Consider the following 16,874-nt stretch of genomic DNA (forward strand, 5'->3'; position numbering starts at 1 on the left):
ATGAACTAGCAAGGTTTTCAGCAATTTATAACCCGATGGGACTGGATATGAACCATTATTCCACACTTTACCCTTGTATGATTCTCAGTCAAGGAAGGTTCCAAAATGAAAAAAAGATGAAAATGTGAAAAATGTCTTTGCATATATATACACATTCACTTATAATTAGCCTAGTAAATCGAACGATGGTCTAATAAATGTGCAGAAATGGAGAGAGACAGATGAAAAAATGGGGTATGTTAATTGTAGCGCTAATGTTGGTAACGAGTGTACTTGCCGCTTGCGGACAAAATAAAAATAACGCCGGCAACACGGCACCGGCCACGGAAAGCCAAGGTTCCGGCAACGGTTCGGGTAACGGCGGCGCGGCCAAGAAACTGATTATCGGAACAAGTGCGGACTTTCCTCCGTACGAATTCAAAATCATGAACGAAAAAGGCGAAAATGAAATCGTCGGCTTCGACATCGATATCGCTAAAGAAATCGCCAAGGACATGGGTGCCGAATTGGAAATCAAGGATATGAACTTTGACTCCTTGCTGAACGAATTGGATACCGGAAGAGTGGACCTGGTCATCTCGGGTTTGAGCCCTACGCCGGAACGCGCAGAGCAAGTCGGCCTCTCGAAAATTTATTACAAAGCTGAACAGTCGGTAGTAACCCGTACAGCCGATAAAGACAAGTACGCTACCATGGAGTCTTTGGAAGGCGTAAAAATCGGGGTTCAAAAGGGTTCGATCCAGGAGGGAATCGCCAAAGAAATCGCTGGCGCAAAACTTACCTCCCTCGCCAAAATCAACGATATCGTGATGCAACTGAAATCGAACCGTGTGGATGCGGCGATTATTGAAGGCCCTGTAGCCGAGTCGTTCGTTAAAAACGTGGAAGGCATCACCATTACCGACGCTAAACCGGTCACTGAAGACGAAGGTTATGTCATCGGGGTGAAAAAAGGCAATACGGAATTGCTTGACCAAGTTAACGCAACGCTTGATCGTCTGATGGGCGACGGTTCCATCGACAAATTCGTTACGGAAGCTACCGAACTTGCCGAGAAATAAGCAAGGCTCTCGTTCCATCCAAAAAATAGCGAGCAAAATCGCTATTTTTTGTTTTGTATACGTATCTAGGGTGAATTAGGAGGAATGGTGGATTCATGGATTTGTTTACGATGTTCTGGGAGTACCGCAGTTATTTTTTTACGGGTCTCCAATACACGCTGCTGTTGGCGGCTATCGGGGTATTGTGCGGCTTTGTGCTGGGCTTGATCATTACGCTGATTCGAATGTCTCCTTGGGGAATCGTCCGGTTTATCGGGCATGCTTGGGTTGAGTTTCTGCGTGGGACGCCGATGCTCGTTCAATTGTTTATTATCCATTACGGTTTTTCCACGGCGTTCGGTATCAATTTCTCGGCGATTGAATCCGGGGCGATCACGCTTTCCATCAACAGTTCCGCTTATTTGGCTGAAATTTTCCGGGCGGGCATTCAAGGCGTGGATCGGGGACAAAACGAGGCGGCCCGTTCGCTCGGGATGACCCGGGGCATGTCCATGCGTTTCATTGTGATCCCGCAGGCGATCAAGTCGGTGCTTCCGGCGATCGGCAACGAGTTCGTCACGATCATTAAGGAATCCTCCATCGTTTCCTTCATCGGGGTCACCGAGCTTATGTTCCAGTCGGGCGCGATCGTCACCATAACTTATAACGGTATGACTCCATATCTGATCGTCGCGATCATGTACTTTATTTTGACATTTACACTGTCCCGCGTTATGGGCATGTTCGAAAGGAAGTTGAAAGCCAGTGATCACCGTTAAGCAGCTTCATAAAAAATACGGGCAACTTCATATTTTGAAGGGCATCGATCTGGAAATCTCCAAAGGCGAGGTTGTCGTGGTCATCGGTCCGAGCGGCTCGGGAAAGAGTACCTTTCTGCGTTGTATCAACCGTCTGGAGGAACCGAGCGGGGGAGAAATCACCTTCGAGGGACAATCGATTACGGATAAAAAGCATGACATTAACAAAACGCGCGAAAAGATGGGCATGGTGTTTCAGCAGTTCAATCTGTTCCCTCACAAAACGGTCATCGATAACATCACGATGGCTCCGATCCGCGTGAAAAAGATGGATAAATCCAAAGCGGAAGCGATCGCCATGGATTTGCTCCGCACGGTCGGTCTGGAAGATAAGCGGGACGCTTATCCTTCTCAGCTGTCCGGCGGTCAAAAACAGCGGATCGCCATCGCACGCGCCCTGGCCATGGAACCGCACGTCATGCTGTTCGACGAACCGACCTCCGCGCTTGACCCGGAGATGGTCGGCGAAGTGCTCGATGTCATGAAGAGCCTTGCCGAAAAAGGCATGACGATGGTGATCGTGACCCACGAGATGGGCTTTGCCCGGGAGGTAGGAGACCGCATCCTGTTCATGGACCAAGGTGTTATTCTGGAGCAGGGCACGCCCCAGGAGGTGTTCGGTTCGCCGAAGCATCAACGCACCCGAGATTTTCTCAGTAAAGTATTGTAGTGTAAAACAATATCGACCGCAGGAGGATTTGCTCCGGCGGTTTTTTTCTATTTATAGCTACGTTTTTAACGATATTGTAATCACTTGTAACCGTGAAAAACCCCGTAGATTCAAGAGGGTTAGGGTGTTGGCAACATTTTCTTGCTCCATTGGTTACAAAATTGTGATATATTGAGTGAGCCGAAACCTGCCAGGGCAGGTGCGGGGGACGATTTACCGAACAGCCTTTTAACCGGTTAGCGCCGGAGAAAGCTGGTCTTTGGGGTGAAGCGCTGTGTTGCTTCTAGCGCGGGGAACAACTCCTCTTTTCCTAACCCGACAACTAACTCCGCAGGCACTACATCCAGGGAGGACATCGACAACATGAACAGACACTCGAACATTGGACGTATCTTTAAAACAACATTACTTACACTGGGGTTGGCGGGAACACTTCACGCTATACCGGCCCATGCGGACGCGTTACATAAAGCGAAGGATGGGGATACGTTTTACCTACTCTCGAAGCAGTACAACGTCGATATGAACAAATTGATGGCCGCTAATCCGTCCGTAAAAGCAACGAATATTTTTGCGGGACTCGATATCGTGATTCCGGGAAATGAGCCGGCCGCATCGAAACAGACCGTATCCGCCAAAGCGGCGGAAGCTCCGGTTATGCTGCCAACGCTAAAAGCTTCCGCAACGGACCAGGTTGTGGAAGCTTGGGGAAAAACATTTAACTATTCCAAAACGCTGGACGTGAAGGCGACCGCTTATTCTTCCGCAGCAAGCGAAAACGGAAAATGGGGAGCCGTGGACTATTTCGGAAATCCCCTGGAATTGGGAACGATCGCCGTAGATCCGAGCGTGATCCCGATGGGGACCAAGGTTCTCGTTACGGGTCATACTCATCCGAATTTGCCTAAACAAGCCTTTGTCGCTACCGCAGCCGATCAAGGCAGCGCGATTAAAGGAAATCGGATCGATATTTTCATTCCGGGCAGCCAGCAATCTGTCAGCGAATTTGGATTTCAGGACATCAAGCTTTATATTTTGAAATAAAACTTATTTATACTTCGTTACATGGAGCAGCTCCGGAAGCGTGACCAATTGATAGCCTTTTGCCCGAAGTGATTGAATCAGTTCGGGCAAGGCTTCGATTGTCCCCGACAAATCGGAAGTTGTGCCTCCTCCCGCATGCTGAAGAATGATCGATCCGGGACCTGCGGATTGAAGCACGTTCTTGACGACTTTTTCCTTTCCAATCCCTTTCCAATCCAGCGAATCCACATTCCAGTTCACGATGGTGTAACCGTTCTTTTTAAGCCACTTGACTTGCTCCTCATTTATTTCTCCGTACGGAGGCCGTATCAGCTTCGGACGGTATCCGATCAGATTCATAATGATATTTTCGGTACGCTGGATCTCGTTCTGAAATTGTTTTATAGACCGTTTCTTGAATTGCGGATGGCTGAAGGAATGGTTGCCGATGATATGTCCCTCCTGATGAATTTGACGAACCAGGTCGGGAAATTTTTTGGCCCGGTGACCGACCACGAAAAAGGTCGCTTTTACTCCTTCCTTCCGAAGAACCGCAAGAACCTGCGGAGTGAACCGGGGGTCCGGCACATCATCGAAAGTGAACGCGATTTGCTTGACTTCCGGTCCGCGGAATTTGAACGTTTCCGAATATTTACGTCGCAGCTCTCCTAGACTGGGAGCGCTTGTTTCCGGCTTTTTTTGCTGGTTGTCCGTATTTGCGAAGCTAGAGCCGGGAAATAGAACACCGGTTATCAAAGCCGAGATTAATATGACAGCACAGGCAACTGTCCGCTTTGCCACCGCCTTGCTCATTGGAAACGCCCCTCCCTTTTTTAATTTTCGTTTAAGTATAGGTATTCCCGTTATCCAAGCGAAATATGACCGCTGGTTTCGCGTGTGATATTTGTCACAGACTCTCTTTCGGAAAAATTGCATCTTTAAGTGAAGAAAAAGATAACTGTCAGCTGTACTGCAGGAGAGGAGAGAGCGTCATGTCGACGGTAGTGGCCAATGAACAGGTTGCACCGGGTGTTTTCCGCCTTAAGGTGGAGGGGAGATTCACCGGAAGAATGGGACAGTTTTATATGTTGCGGGCTTGGGATAAGTATCCGCTTCTTTCAAGGCCGCTTAGCATTTTTAACGTATCCGATTTCGAAATCGAGTTTCTATATCTCGTCTCCGGGGAAGGGACGGAGTTGTTCTCCAGATTGAAGCAAGGCGACAAGGTCGGCTTGGAAGGGCCGCTCGGCAACGGCTTCCCGGAGCCGACCGGAAAAACAGCACTGGTTGGCGGAGGGATCGGAATCGCTCCGTTTTATTATGCTCTGAAACAAATTCCGGAGGCCGACGTATACCTGGGGTTTAGTAAAGAGCCTTACATGGTGGACGAGTTTCGCGCCGGTACAAGCGGACAAGTGGTCGTGGATATTGGCGGATCGATTCTCGAAAAGGTCGATTTTCAGGCTTACGATACGATATTCACTTGCGGCCCGCATCCGATGTTGAAGGCGGTTCAACGAAAGCAGGCCGATACGGGAGGGCGGGCCCGGGTCTACGTGTCTTTGGAAAATCGGATGGCCTGCGGTATCGGAGCCTGCCTCGTATGCAGCGTGAAATGCAAGGACGGCCGCAAAAAGGCTTGCGCTGACGGACCGGTATTTCCTGCGGAGGAGGTCGTGTTTCATGATTGATATGTCAAGCAGTATTGCGGGAGTTCATTTTAAGAATCCCGTCGTCATGGCTTCGGGCACTTTCGGCTTCGGCAAGGAGTATGGAAGATACTACGATCTCAACCGGCTTGGCGGTATATCGGGAAAGGGCCTGACCCTTCATCCGAAGGAGGGGAATACCGGCTTGCGCGTGTACGAAACCCCTTCCGGGCTGTTGAACAGCGTCGGGCTTGAGAATCCGGGAATACCGGCCTTTTTGAAAGAAGAGTGTCCAAGATGGGAGAAGCTGAACCTGGCCAGGATCGTGAACCTGGGAGGTAATACGCTGGAGGATTACGTGAATGGAGCCTTATTGATCGAAGAGGATGCCCGGCTAAGAGAGAAGGAACAGCGTAATGCGGTGGACATGATCGAGCTGAACATTTCGTGCCCGAACGTGAAGGCCGGGGGGATGGCTTACGGCATCAAAACGGAAACGGCAAGGGAAGTGGTACGTGAGATTCGCCGGTCCACGACGCTGCCGTTGATCGTGAAACTGTCGCCGAATGCGGAAGATATCGTTTCTATGGCGGTGATGTGCGAACAGGAAGGCGCGGATGCGGTTTCCTTGGTCAACACGTTTTCGGCCATGAAGATCGATATATACCGACGTCGCAGCGTATTTGAAAATATGTATGCGGGATTGTCCGGTCCGGCAATCAAGCCGATCGCCCTGAGGATGGTGCACCAAGTCAGCAAAGCCGTAAGCATTCCGGTGATGGGTATGGGCGGCATCAGCAGCGCCGAGGATATCGTCGAATTTATCATGGCCGGTGCCCAGGTGATTCAAGTCGGAACGCACAACTTTATTCATTTAAGAGCCGGGGTTGATTTAATCCGGGATCTGGAGCAATTTATGCGAAAGGAAGGACTGGCTTCCTTGGACGAAATACGCGGCATCCTTTAAAATAAAGAATAGCAAATTTAAGGGGGCTTCGCGCATGCATCGTTTTGAGGATATCGAGCTGCAGGCCATTTCTGTCGGGCGAGATATGCTTCTGATCATTACCGGAGGAGAAGCGCATATCGGGGCCGCCTCGACCGCTTATCCGGGGGAGGGCGGAACGGTGATGGAGCAAACCTCCGCTGTTCCGGGACATAAAGAGCATACATTAACCGCAGGATTAGCCAAAAAGGCGGCAGCGGCGCTTCGCCGTACTGTGACCGTTGTCATGGGCATCCATTACGACGGGCTTGCCAAAGAGGAAATCCTCGAGATTTCGAGGAGAACCGAAGTTCTCCTGGACGATTACTTGAAGCTGGAACGGGGGAATCACGATGAATAATCCAGACAGAAGACCGGGTGAGGACAAATTCCGTCGCAAAGCGATTTCCGTTCAGGATGGACAAGCCAAAATACTTTCGCATATCCGCCTTGGCGAACTGGAATATGTCAATTTGCCGGAGGCGCAAGGCCGGATCCTTGGCGAAGATATTCGAGCACCGCATCCGTATCCGCATTTCCGGCGGTCCGGCATGGACGGGTTCGCTATTATAAGCAAGGATACGGAGGGGTGTTCGGCGGAATCGCCTATCAACCTGGAAGTGGTGGACGAAATTCCGGCTGGCAGTTTACCGTCCGTTGTTCTTGTACCCGGGACGGCCGCCCGGATTATGACCGGAGCCAAAGTTCCCGACGAAGCGGACGCGGTCGTCATGTTTGAAATGACGGAATCCGTAGAGAGCCAAGGCAAGGAGTATATCCGGATTATCCGGGAGATCAAGCCGGGCACCAACATCACTCCGGTCGGATTGGAACTATCGGAGGGAGACGTTGTTCTGGGGAAGGGCCGCCGGCTTTCCGCCGGAGAAATCTCGGTTCTTGCTACGTTCGGCATTTACAGCGTACCTGTCATCAAACGGCCGAAGATTGCGATTTTTTCAACCGGGTCGGAGCTTCTGGGGGTGGATGAACCGATTCAGGACGGCCGAATCCGTAACAGCAACACATACATGCTCGCCAGCCAAATTCGCGATGCCGGGGGCGATCCGTATATTCTTGAAGCGATCGCGGACGATTTGTCGGTTGCCCGGACAAAAGTACGAGAAGCCTTTGACCGCTATGACATAGTCGTCACCACCGGAGGTGTATCGGTCGGTGATTACGACATCATGGCCGATCTTGTTTCCGGAGGAGACGTGGATATGCTGTTCAATAAAATTACGATGCGCCCGGGAAGCGTGACGACAGCCGCGGTGAAGGACGGAAAGCTGTTGTTTGCGCTGTCGGGAAATCCGGGGGCTTGTTTCGTCGGATTCGAATTGTTCGTAAGACCGGCGATCGGTACTATTCTAGGCTTGGAGCAGCCGTTTCTCCGGGAAATACAGGCCGAACTCGGGCGGGATTATACGAAGATCAACAATTACACCCGGTTCGTTAGGGGAACGCTTGAGGTTCATGAAGGTCGTCTGGCGGCTTATCCGGCGCTGCTGGATGAATCCAGCGTCATGGTCACGATCAAGGACAGCGACGGGCTGATCGTAATTCCGCCTTCCACAACGGGTGTACAAGCGGGGGAAAAGGTAAACGTGCTCCTTCTTCCGGGGGCGAAATGAAGCCGGTTATCCAGATTTGCGGCTATAAGAACAGCGGCAAAACGACGCTAATCGCCGGCTTGCTCCCGTTGTTGCGTGCCATGCACCTTCGTGTCGCGGTCATCAAGCATGATGTCCATGGCTTTGAAGCGGATGTCGAGGGGACCGATACGTATAAACTACGTACTGCCGGAGCGGCCGCCACAGCGATCACTTCGCCCATGCGGACGGCGGTTATCGAAGAATGCGAAACCCCGCTCACCGCTTTGGTCGAGCGCTTCCAGTCCTATGATCTAATCATCGTTGAAGGATTCAAGAGGGAAGCATATCCCAAGCTCGTGTTGATGCGAAGCGAAGAGGACCTGGAGCTGGTTTCGGAGCTGGAGGGTATTCAAGGGATCGTTCTTCGCCGTGATTTATTCGGCGGTACAATGGATCTTTCCGCGGAGGAGCTTCTGAGCAGGCTTACGCAGAATACCCGATGGCCGGTATTTTATGGGGATGATGTTGAACATATCGCACAATTGATCGGTTCACTATGTAAATTGAACTCGGAAAACCAGGCAGAGAGCTGAACGGTTTTCTTGGAAGAAACGGGTGTGAAAATATGCCGGAAGCATATCCCACACCCGTTTTTTTGCCGAAGTCATGCGCTTGGTTAACCATCGTTGCCGATTCTCCGCTCGATCGCCTCGGACATCGTTTTATCGGTCAGATGCGCGTAAACTTCCGTCGTTTCCGTGGAAGCGTGCCCGAGCTGTTCCTTCGTTTTATAAATATCGTTTTGCAAATAATAGTCGGTGGCAAAAGAATGACGTAGCTTATGTACGGTCAAATACGGCTTTCCGAACCGCTTGGCGTACTTGATAATCATGGCTTGAATCGCCCGCTTCGTCATGCGTTTGCCTTCTTTTTGCCCGTTGGGAATCGTCACGAACAGCGCTTTTTCCCGTTTCGGCGTCTTATACCTGCTTTGCCGCAAATTCAAATAATGGGTCAAATCGTCCTTCGATTGCTCGCGGAAATAAACCGGAGTTTTAAACGTCTCGTCGTTGTTGCCTTTACGGAATACATAAAGCATCTTATTGGTCAAATCGAGATCATCCACGTTCAGATTCACCACTTCGGATACCCGGAGCCCCGAATTGAGAATCAGGCTGGCAATACAGGCATCGCGCTCTTTGTTCAATTCATAGGCGTGCAGGGCTTGCTTGTTCTCATGGATATCCTGCCCGTACCCCTCGGCGATATAGCCGATAAACTCGAGGATTTCGTCCTCTTCCAAAATCTTGCCTTTAAGTTTGGCCGCGGTATCCTTCGGCTTATGAATCCGCTTTATTTCCACCTTTGCCATAATGTTGCGTTTGAGCAGAGGATAGAAGTTCTCATCCTCGGCAATCTGGCTCAAATAATGAAAAAGGGAGCGAAGCGAGGACATTTTGCGGGAGACGGTGATTTTGGCGTTGGTCCCGTCCGTTCGCGTCGTCAAATGCAGCCGGTATCCGACGATGCTTTCCATGTGCAACACTTCGAGATCTTTTAGCGTAATCTGCGTATTCATCTCCGCTTCGGACAGACCTTCGGCCCGCAGCCAATTGAAAAATTGTTCGTAATCCCGTACATATTCAAGCAATGTGGAAGGGGATAAGTCGGGCAGTTTGTAATCGATAAATTGCTGTACGAACCAGGGCATCCCCACGGCCCGTTCGTCAAGTTTTTTCCGGTCAATCGCTTTTTGAATGTTCATGCTAGATCCCTCTGTACCAAAAATATGTAATCCGGCTCTCCAGTCGACTGGGGAACTTCGTAAATCCGGGTGTTTCCAAAAAAAGCTTCCAGTCTTGCGGCAAATTCCTTGGATTCGGTCGCGCTCCAAAACGTAAGACATCCGCCAGGGTTCAATAGGTTGTTCAATCTGGTTAAACCGGTATGTCCGTATAAAGAGCTGTTGTCGTCAAAAACCTTCCAATCCGGTCCGTTATCGATATCAAGGCAAATTAAGTCAAAAGTCTGTTCCGATTCGAATATCCAAGCGACCAGATCCGCATGTACCAGATTCGTCCTCGGATGGGCAAGTGCGTTACCGGATACGTGTGCCAAGGCTCCGGAGTTCCAATCGATGACCTTCTGTTCAATTTCGACGACGGTTACGCGGTTTACGCGGGAATCCTTGAGCGCTTCCTCCAGGGAAAAGCCGACGCCAAGACCGCCAATAAGCACTTCTTTTGGCGAATCGACATGCTGCAGGGCGCTGCGAACGAGCAAACGTTCCGATTCTCCGTTATATGTGGCCATTAAAAACGTTCCGTTGCTAATGATTTCAAAGTGTTTTCCCCTGCGCTGAAGCTGTATTTCCCCGCGCTCCGTGGCAGCGCGTTCAATCACCTCGACAGGTTCGTCCCAATGATTCATTCCTAGCACCTCCGATTGCTACAAAATATGCGACAAACCGGGTCCAATTCGAGCATAGAGGACCTGGGCTGGGATGTCAAATCAACAAAAGGGGTTCTGGTATCTTTTTAAAAGGTCCGGTTCAGCCTTGTGAGCAATTCGCCAAATTTAGCTTTGTCTTCCTCGGACCAATCCCGGATCAGGGCTCCGATTCGTTCGGACCGCGACTTTTTGGATTCCATCAATTCTTTTTTGCCGAGTTCCGTGATTTGCAGGGAGTAGGCTCTCCGATCCGACGGATCCGGGATGCGGAAGACGTAACCTTTTTGCTCCAACACGGCGGTTTGGCGGCTAACGGTAGACACATCCAGCCGGAATTCGTCAGCGAGCGCCTTCACGCCGGCTGCCCCATGAGCATCGATTTGGTGAAGCAGCAGGTAAGCCGAGCGGTCCAGATTTCCGTGCTTGCGGTTTGAAATGCGGCGGTACAAGATGGCCAGTTCTACTTCTATCGTATCCAAAGCTTGGTCGTCCATAGTAAAATACCTCTCTTTTTATATCCTAGTTTATCACAAGGATTATTGACAATTAATCATATAGTTGTATAATACAATAATGTACTTTCATCATACAACTAGTTTGGTGGAAAGTAAATTTTTGGGCCATACTACAATATAGAAAATAAGGAGAGAGTGCATCGATGTCTAAACAAGTGAAGAACGATTCGCTTCCCGAATCGGCCATGCTGGAAGAAGGCAGTCTGTTCAGACAGCCCCGGGCGGTGTGTACGTTTTTCTTACGTAACATGCTATTTAATGAGTCTATATCAAGACGGGCTTTACGAAGAGCATCCTCCATGATTTGTCCTTTTCTAATAAGGATGACTGGTTGTCCGACGATCGCGTAACGTGCCTTCTAGGATTTTTATCGATAAACCCGAGAAATATTGTAAAAGCACTCCCACCCACTAAGGCTGTGAATCCATTACGAACGCTCAGTGTATTGTCAATCGCAAGTGAAGCTCCAATGGTTCCGATTGAAATGGCCGACACGAAATTAAAAAAGGTCATTTGAGAAATTTCATTTCTACCCATAAGCCTGGTTAAAACTAATAATGTAATAAATGCAATAAAGAGTATAAGAGACAATTCGGTGAATGCCATATACAAGCTCCTTTCAAAATCGAGTTTAGATCAATTTGTAATTGTCTCGATCCAGTAAAAATTTATTCGATTTAAGGGCAGGCTTGGACAGACTTATGCCAAAGGTTGAACAGGCATGAAACCGCAGTAATACCGGCTATCTCAAAATAATTAATCTAATGAATTAATGAGATTAACTAAATGAATTTAATGGCATTAAACAATAAATATTTGGAAATTCATGTTGACTATTTTTTTGAAATCGGCATATAATAGCTCCAAGTTTCCAACGAAATGAACACACAGGCTATGAAAAGGAGCAGGCATGCGGGCTCTTATGTCCAGAGAGCGGTGAAGAAGCTGAAATCGCCGTCTTAATCCCGAACGCCGACTCGCCTTGGAGCCGTTGTCCCGATCCCGTAATGGGGGTTAAGGGCAACCGGATTGGCACACGTTACTGTGCGCGCCATGCGGATTTTTCCGTTTGGCCATGAGGCCGTGAAACGTTCTGGAATTGAGCGCTTCCGGTGAACCTGGGTGGTACCACGAAGAGCGTAAGCCCCTTTCGTCCCTAATGCGCGTGTTTTGCGTGCGGGAGGAAAGGGGCTTTTTACTATTTATCGGCAATGAAAAGGAGCAGGCCATGCGGGCTCTTAAGTCCAGAGAGCGGAGAAGAAGCTGAAATCGCCGCCTTAACCCCGAGCGCCGACTCGCCTTGGAGCCGTATTTCCGATAACAAGCCGCAGCTGCGTTTTGCCGAAGCTAGGCGAGCTTGCTTGATGTAGGAAATACCGGATTGTACCCGTTACCGTACAGGGAACCGACAGCGAGTCATGCTCGCCGGTTCCCGCCGAGGCCGCAGGCTGTGAAGTCTGCGGTAAATCAGGGTGGTACCGTGATATGAACCTCTTTCGCCCCTGCAAGGCCCGTCATGGGTTTTGCGGGAGTGAGAGAGGTTTTTTTATCAAAAATCAACGAAAAGGCGGGAATGAAACATGCGGAAAATTTATGTGTTCGACACGACGTTGCGGGACGGGGAGCAATCTCCGGGGGTCAGCTTGACGACGGAAGAGAAGGTGGAGATCGCCCTGCAGCTGGAAAAGCTCGGAATCGACCGGATTGAAGCCGGTTTTGCGGCGACATCGCCCGGCGATTTGCACAGTATTCGCGAAGTGGCGAAACGGCTCAAGCATGCAACGCTACTGAGTCTGGCACGTTGTCATATGAAGGATATTGATGCGGTGGTCGAGGCTTTGAAGGATGCGGAAGATCCTTGTCTGCATCTGGTACTCGCCACGTCCCCGATCCACCGGGAATACAAGTTGCGGATGGATAAGGCGAAAGTGATGGAAACCGCGGAGGCGGCAATCCGGTATGGTCGCAAATTTTTCGACAAGGTGGAATTCTCGGCCGAGGACGCCAGCCGTACCGAAATCGACTTCTTGTGCGAAATGACGGCGATGGCGATTCGAGCGGGGGCGACGGTCGTCAATCTGCCGGATACGGTCGGATTTGCCACTCCCGATCAGTTCGGAGCCATGTTCCGTACGATCAAGCAGACGGTGCCGGGCATCGAAAAAATCCAGCTAAGCACGCACTGCCATGACGATCTCGGCATGGCGACGGCAAATACGCTTGCGGCTATCGCCAACGGGGTGGATCAGTTCGAAGGAACGATCAACGGGATCGGCGAGCGCGCGGGCAACACCTGTATCGAAGAGGTGGCTTTGGCGCTCGAAACGAGAAGCGATTTCTATGGGGCGAAAACGTCGCTGAACCTCGGCGAAATCTACAAAACGAGCCGGATGGTCAGCAAAATGACGGGAATGAGCGTACCCGGGAATAAGGCGATCGTCGGTGCGAACGCTTTTGCCCATGAATCGGGCATTCATCAGGACGGGATGCTTAAAAACCCCAGCACCTACGAAATCATTACGCCGGAGACCATCGGGGCAAGCGCAAGCAAGCTGGTGCTCGGCAAGCATTCCGGCCGCCATGCGTTTAAGGAAAAGCTGGCCGACCTCGGCTACACGCTGAGCGAAGAGGATTTGAATATCGCGTTTGCGAAGTTCAAGGCTTTGGCGGACCGCAAGAAAAGTATTTTGTCCGAGGATATCCGAGCATTGCTTGAGGAGAACATCGCAAGCGGACCACGAGCTTATGTCCTTGATAGCATTCATGTTTCTTACGGGAATCGTTCGCTGCCGACAGCGTCGGTTCGCATCGTTAGGGAGGATGGAAGCTTCGCGGAAGAAGCGGCCGTCGGGAACGGTTCGGTAGATGCCGTCTATCAGGCGATCGCGAAAGCAACAGGAATCCACGCGGAACTGGAGGATTACTCGATTCATTCCGTCACGCAGGGAACGGATGCGCAAGGAGAGGTTCATGTCGTTTTGAAACAGGGAAATGAAACGGCAACCGGCAGGGGCGTAAGCACCGACATCATCGAAGCCAGCGCCAAAGCATACGTGGAGGCGGTAAACCGGCTTATAAGCCGTCGTGAACGCGAACGGGAAGGAAACATCGTGATTTACTAATAGGGATGGAGGGCCTGCGGCCGATTAACGGATGGACTAAATTCGGGGAGGTTATGCTTTTGGAACAGGAAAAAAAGGCATTGGAACGGGCGCGTTTGACCCATTCGGGAGTGATCGACAACCGCCGTCTTTCTACGGGAAACAAGAGATTGGCCGGGATCCTCAAGCCCGGAATGAGCGTTTTGGATATCGGATGCGGAACGGGCGCCATTACCTGCGGGATTGCCGAAGCCGTCGGACCGGCCGGAAAAGTAGTAGGCGTCGACAACAATCCGGATTGGATTGCCAAAGCAAGAGAGCAATACGCGGACATTCCCGGTCTGTCGTTCGAGGTGGGCGATGTCTACAATCTTCCTTACAACGGGGTGTTTGACGTCGTCACGGCCGCCAGGGTGCTGCAATGGCTCGCCCATCCCGAGAAAGCGCTTGAACAGATGATCAAGTCCGCCCGGTCCGGAGGAACGATTCATGTGCTGGATTACAATCATGAGAAGATCGAATGGAGACCTCCGGTTCCCGAAGTGATGGCCGAGTTTTACGAAGCTTTTCTGAAATGGCGGGCTGACGCGGGGATGGACAATGCGGTAGCCGATCATTTGGCGGAAATGTATGCGGATCATGGCCTGACACAAATTCAGGTGACGGATCAACATGAAATTACAAGGAAGACCGATTCCGCTTTCAAGTCCCAAACCGCAATCTGGGCAGGCGTGGCCGACTTTAAAGGGGCCCAAATGGTCGAAAGCGGGTATCTGACCGAGACGCAGAGGGCGGAAGCCGAAAAACAATTCAGACGATGGGAGGCGGAACGGGGAGAATATCAAGCGATGTATCTGCTGTCCGTTCAAGGCGTTAAGCCGTAGTTAAGTGCAAAACAACAGGGCCCCAATCATAGGAGCCCTGTTGTTCATTACAATTCCAATTTCGCGATTTCGGCTTTAAGCTTGTTCGCGGAGCTCTGGAAACGGGTCAATTCATCGCCGCTAAGTTCCAGATCCAACACTTCGCGTACACCGGTACGGTCCACGATGCTCGGTACTCCCAAGTATACGTCGGAAACTCCATTGTAATCGTTGAGCAAGGTCGAAACGTTCAGAACGGAACCTTCATTCTGCAAAATCGATACGACAATCCGGTCCAAAGCGAGAGCGATCGCGTAAGAGGTGGCTCCTTTGGCGTTAATGATTTCATAAGCCGCGTTCTTCGTGCTGTTGAAAATATCTTCGCGTTCCTTGTCCGTGAACTCCAGACCCATCCCCGCCACGTTGGCGATGCTCCAGAGAGGAACCTCCGAATCCCCGTGCTCCCCGACTATATGCGCGTGGATGCTTCGCGGGTTGATATTTTTGTTCTGTCCGATCAAGTAACGGAAACGGGCGCTGTCCAGCAAAGTTCCCGAACCGATGACGCGGTTGGAAGGGAAGCCGCTCTTTTTCAATGTAACATAGGACAAAATATCGACCGGATTGGTGGCAACGAGAATAACCGCATGGTCGTTGTACTTTACGATATTTTGGATAATGCTGTCGAAAATATCCGCGTTCCGTTTGAGAAGGTCGATTCTCGTCTCACCCGGACGTTGGGATGCTCCCGCGGCGATAACAATGACATCGGCATCCGCGCAATCGCTATAATCTCCCGCCCACAGCTTCACGCCGCCGGTAAAAGGAAGGCCGTGGTTCATGTCAAGCGCTTCTCCGACAGCTCTGTCCTTGTTCGCATCGATCAGTACGAGCTCGGACATCCGTTCACGAAGTAAAAGGGTGTAAGCGGTTGTTGCGCCTACCGCGCCGGTTCCTATTATAACGACTCTACTGGAACGTAATTGGGTTTTCATGGGTTCATCTCCTCGATTCATTTATTTTCAACTTGATATTCGCTTCTTACCATTGTACATTAAACTACCAAAATTTAAAGTAAATTTAAAAGGTTGGATTGTCTTTTTGTCTTAATGTCTTTGTAACCATTCTGTAAGGACGTACAACCTCTAATTATATTAATCTAGTAGTAATGAACATGAGAGAGGTACTTGATGCAAATGATGTCGAGAAAAAGAGAAGAAAAGTCCAACCCCAAATTCAAACCGATTGTCATTGCGGCGATCTTGCTTTCCTCCGTTTCACTGGTCATGTCTGCATATGCGGCAAACTCGGTTTATCACAGAGGTCAAAGCCATGACGCATCGTCATCCCCAGCAGTGATTTCGTCCCCCAAATTTGCAGCCTCCGGCGATGCGGTAACAGGAAATGAGGATCAACCTATCCTGGTAATGGAAGAACAGGTAATGAAGGAACAGGAAACGGACGCCGGAAGCGGAGCGCAAAAAGAATCAAATACGGAAAAGAAAGAAGAAAAACCGGCCGCAACGCCGGAGAAGAAAACCCAAAAGGTAATCTATCTTACTTTTGACGACGGCCCTGGAAAATATACTGACAAAATCGTTGAGATTCTGAACGAAAAGAAAATCCATGCTACATTTTTCATGATCGGCAATCAGCTCTCCGACCATGAAAAATCGGTTAAAGCCGCAGCCGAGGCTGGTAATTATATCGGTTTGCATAGTATGACCCACAACAAAAAGACATTGTACAAAAGCGGCGGTTCGGCCAAATTCATTAAAGAATTCAAACAGGAGCAGGCCATAGTCGAAAAAATCACCGGTACGAAACCTTGGTTAATCCGGGCGCCTTACGGCAGCAAACCCGAAATTGACAAGCAATTTCGGACCGAGATCGCGGACGCCGATTTTAAAATGTGGGATTGGACCGTGGATTCCAAGGATTGGAGTTATCCTGGCGAGCCTGAACGCATCATTCGGGAAGTGAAACGCCAGGTTCACCGCGATACCGAAGTCATTCTGATGCATGAGAAATCGCAAACGGTTCAGGCGTTGCCCGAAATTATCGAATACTTGCAGAAAAAAGGTTATGCGTTTGCCGTCTACAAACCGGAACAGCATATTTCCGTCAATTTCGCGAAAGATACCCGTCTTTAAGTCTACGAAGCCGG

At 50.2% G+C, this 16,874-nt stretch carries 19 protein-coding genes and 1 riboswitch; of the genes, 12 read left to right on the forward strand and 7 right to left on the reverse strand.

Translation table 11 applies throughout. The annotated features are described in order from the left end of the window. The first annotated feature begins 221 nt into the window (after positions 1–221). The 4 genes from ACSFXJ_RS12270 to ACSFXJ_RS12285 all read left to right on the forward strand — a co-directional run bounded on the left by ACSFXJ_RS12270 (position 222) and on the right by ACSFXJ_RS12285 (position 3,572). Positions 222–1,061: a transporter substrate-binding domain-containing protein gene (locus ACSFXJ_RS12270; RefSeq protein WP_435925534.1), complete on the forward strand. Its 840-nt coding sequence runs from the start codon at positions 222–224 to the stop codon at positions 1,059–1,061. Between the two features lie 95 nt (positions 1,062–1,156). Beyond that, positions 1,157–1,819, forward strand: a complete 663-nt coding sequence (locus ACSFXJ_RS12275) for an amino acid ABC transporter permease (protein ID WP_435925535.1) — start codon at positions 1,157–1,159, stop codon at positions 1,817–1,819. Then, a complete protein-coding gene (locus ACSFXJ_RS12280; RefSeq protein WP_435925536.1) occupies positions 1,806–2,528 on the forward strand; it encodes an amino acid ABC transporter ATP-binding protein in 723 nt (240 codons plus the stop codon). Before ACSFXJ_RS12275 ends, ACSFXJ_RS12280 begins: the two co-directional genes overlap by 14 nt. 168 nt (positions 2,529–2,696) lie before the next feature. Continuing rightward, a riboswitch (cyclic di-AMP (ydaO/yuaA leader) is annotated at positions 2,697–2,880 on the forward strand. A gap of 11 nt (positions 2,881–2,891) precedes the next feature. Further along, positions 2,892–3,572, forward strand: a complete 681-nt coding sequence (locus ACSFXJ_RS12285; RefSeq protein WP_435925537.1) for a 3D domain-containing protein — start codon at positions 2,892–2,894, stop codon at positions 3,570–3,572. A 3-nt stretch (positions 3,573–3,575) separates the two neighbouring features. Here the strand turns inward: ACSFXJ_RS12285 and ACSFXJ_RS12290 are convergent, their stop codons facing one another. Next, complete coding sequence (locus tag ACSFXJ_RS12290; RefSeq protein ID WP_435925538.1) at positions 3,576–4,364, reverse strand: polysaccharide deacetylase family protein; 789 nt, start codon at positions 4,362–4,364, stop codon at positions 3,576–3,578. Between the two features lie 179 nt (positions 4,365–4,543). On the opposite strand from ACSFXJ_RS12290, the gene ACSFXJ_RS12295 reads away from it, so the two are divergent. Genes ACSFXJ_RS12295 through mobB form a run of 5 tightly spaced genes read left to right on the forward strand, consistent with a single transcriptional unit; the run spans position 4,544 to position 8,370 of the window. Continuing rightward, positions 4,544–5,242 carry a dihydroorotate dehydrogenase electron transfer subunit gene (locus tag ACSFXJ_RS12295; RefSeq protein WP_435925539.1) on the forward strand — a complete coding sequence of 233 codons (699 nt, stop codon included), beginning with the start codon at positions 4,544–4,546 and terminating at the stop codon, positions 5,240–5,242. Beyond that, entirely contained in the window at positions 5,235–6,167 is a 933-nt protein-coding gene (locus ACSFXJ_RS12300; RefSeq protein WP_435925540.1) for a dihydroorotate dehydrogenase, read from the forward strand. Before ACSFXJ_RS12295 ends, ACSFXJ_RS12300 begins: the two co-directional genes overlap by 8 nt. A gap of 34 nt (positions 6,168–6,201) precedes the next feature. After that, positions 6,202–6,546 (forward strand): hypothetical protein, encoded by a 345-nt coding sequence (locus ACSFXJ_RS12305; protein ID WP_435925541.1) that lies wholly within the window; start codon positions 6,202–6,204, stop codon positions 6,544–6,546. After that, positions 6,539–7,816 (forward strand): molybdopterin molybdotransferase MoeA, encoded by a 1,278-nt coding sequence (locus ACSFXJ_RS12310; RefSeq protein ID WP_435925542.1) that lies wholly within the window; start codon positions 6,539–6,541, stop codon positions 7,814–7,816. Before ACSFXJ_RS12305 ends, ACSFXJ_RS12310 begins: the two co-directional genes overlap by 8 nt. Then, a complete protein-coding gene (gene mobB / locus ACSFXJ_RS12315; protein WP_435925543.1) occupies positions 7,813–8,370 on the forward strand; it encodes a molybdopterin-guanine dinucleotide biosynthesis protein B in 558 nt (185 codons plus the stop codon). The genes ACSFXJ_RS12310 and mobB overlap by 4 nt, the downstream gene beginning before the upstream one ends. An 83-nt stretch (positions 8,371–8,453) precedes the next feature. Here mobB and xerS read toward each other — a convergent pair whose 3' ends face one another. From xerS to ACSFXJ_RS12340, 5 genes are all read right to left on the reverse strand, one after another. Next, complete coding sequence (gene xerS / locus ACSFXJ_RS12320; RefSeq protein ID WP_435925544.1) at positions 8,454–9,542, reverse strand: tyrosine recombinase XerS; 1,089 nt, start codon at positions 9,540–9,542, stop codon at positions 8,454–8,456. Beyond that, positions 9,539–10,207 carry a spermine/spermidine synthase gene (locus ACSFXJ_RS12325; protein ID WP_435925545.1) on the reverse strand — a complete coding sequence of 223 codons (669 nt, stop codon included), beginning with the start codon at positions 10,205–10,207 and terminating at the stop codon, positions 9,539–9,541. Before ACSFXJ_RS12325 ends, xerS begins: the two co-directional genes overlap by 4 nt. Before the next feature lie 107 nt (positions 10,208–10,314). Then, on the reverse strand, positions 10,315–10,722 hold the full coding sequence (locus ACSFXJ_RS12330) for a MarR family winged helix-turn-helix transcriptional regulator (RefSeq protein ID WP_435925546.1): 408 nt from the start codon (positions 10,720–10,722) through the stop codon (positions 10,315–10,317). 52 nt (positions 10,723–10,774) lie between these two features. Further along, the gene (locus tag ACSFXJ_RS12335; protein ID WP_435925547.1) at positions 10,775–11,044 is read right to left on the reverse strand and encodes a hypothetical protein; all 270 of its coding nucleotides are present in this window, start codon (positions 11,042–11,044) and stop codon (positions 10,775–10,777) included. After that, complete coding sequence (locus ACSFXJ_RS12340) at positions 11,008–11,349, reverse strand: hypothetical protein (RefSeq protein WP_435925549.1); 342 nt, start codon at positions 11,347–11,349, stop codon at positions 11,008–11,010. Before ACSFXJ_RS12340 ends, ACSFXJ_RS12335 begins: the two co-directional genes overlap by 37 nt. Positions 11,350–12,323: 974 nt before the next feature. On the opposite strand from ACSFXJ_RS12340, the gene ACSFXJ_RS12345 reads away from it, so the two are divergent. Both ACSFXJ_RS12345 and ACSFXJ_RS12350 read left to right on the forward strand, forming a co-directional pair. Next, entirely contained in the window at positions 12,324–13,865 is a 1,542-nt protein-coding gene (locus ACSFXJ_RS12345; RefSeq protein WP_435925550.1) for a 2-isopropylmalate synthase, read from the forward strand. Positions 13,866–13,924: 59 nt separating this feature from the next. Further along, positions 13,925–14,728: a methyltransferase domain-containing protein gene (locus ACSFXJ_RS12350; RefSeq protein ID WP_435925551.1), complete on the forward strand. Its 804-nt coding sequence runs from the start codon at positions 13,925–13,927 to the stop codon at positions 14,726–14,728. 47 nt (positions 14,729–14,775) lie between these two features. Here the strand turns inward: ACSFXJ_RS12350 and ACSFXJ_RS12355 are convergent, their stop codons facing one another. Then, positions 14,776–15,702, reverse strand: a complete 927-nt coding sequence (locus ACSFXJ_RS12355; RefSeq protein ID WP_435925552.1) for an L-lactate dehydrogenase — start codon at positions 15,700–15,702, stop codon at positions 14,776–14,778. A gap of 201 nt (positions 15,703–15,903) precedes the next feature. Here ACSFXJ_RS12355 and ACSFXJ_RS12360 point away from each other — a divergent pair, with 201 nt between their 5' ends. Beyond that, entirely contained in the window at positions 15,904–16,860 is a 957-nt protein-coding gene (locus ACSFXJ_RS12360) for a polysaccharide deacetylase family protein (RefSeq protein WP_435925553.1), read from the forward strand. Positions 16,861–16,874: the final 14 nt, after the last annotated feature.

The sequence above is a fragment of the Paenibacillus salivarius genome, from assembly GCF_051307165.1.
Lineage (GTDB): Bacteria > Bacillota > Bacilli > Paenibacillales > Paenibacillaceae > Fontibacillus.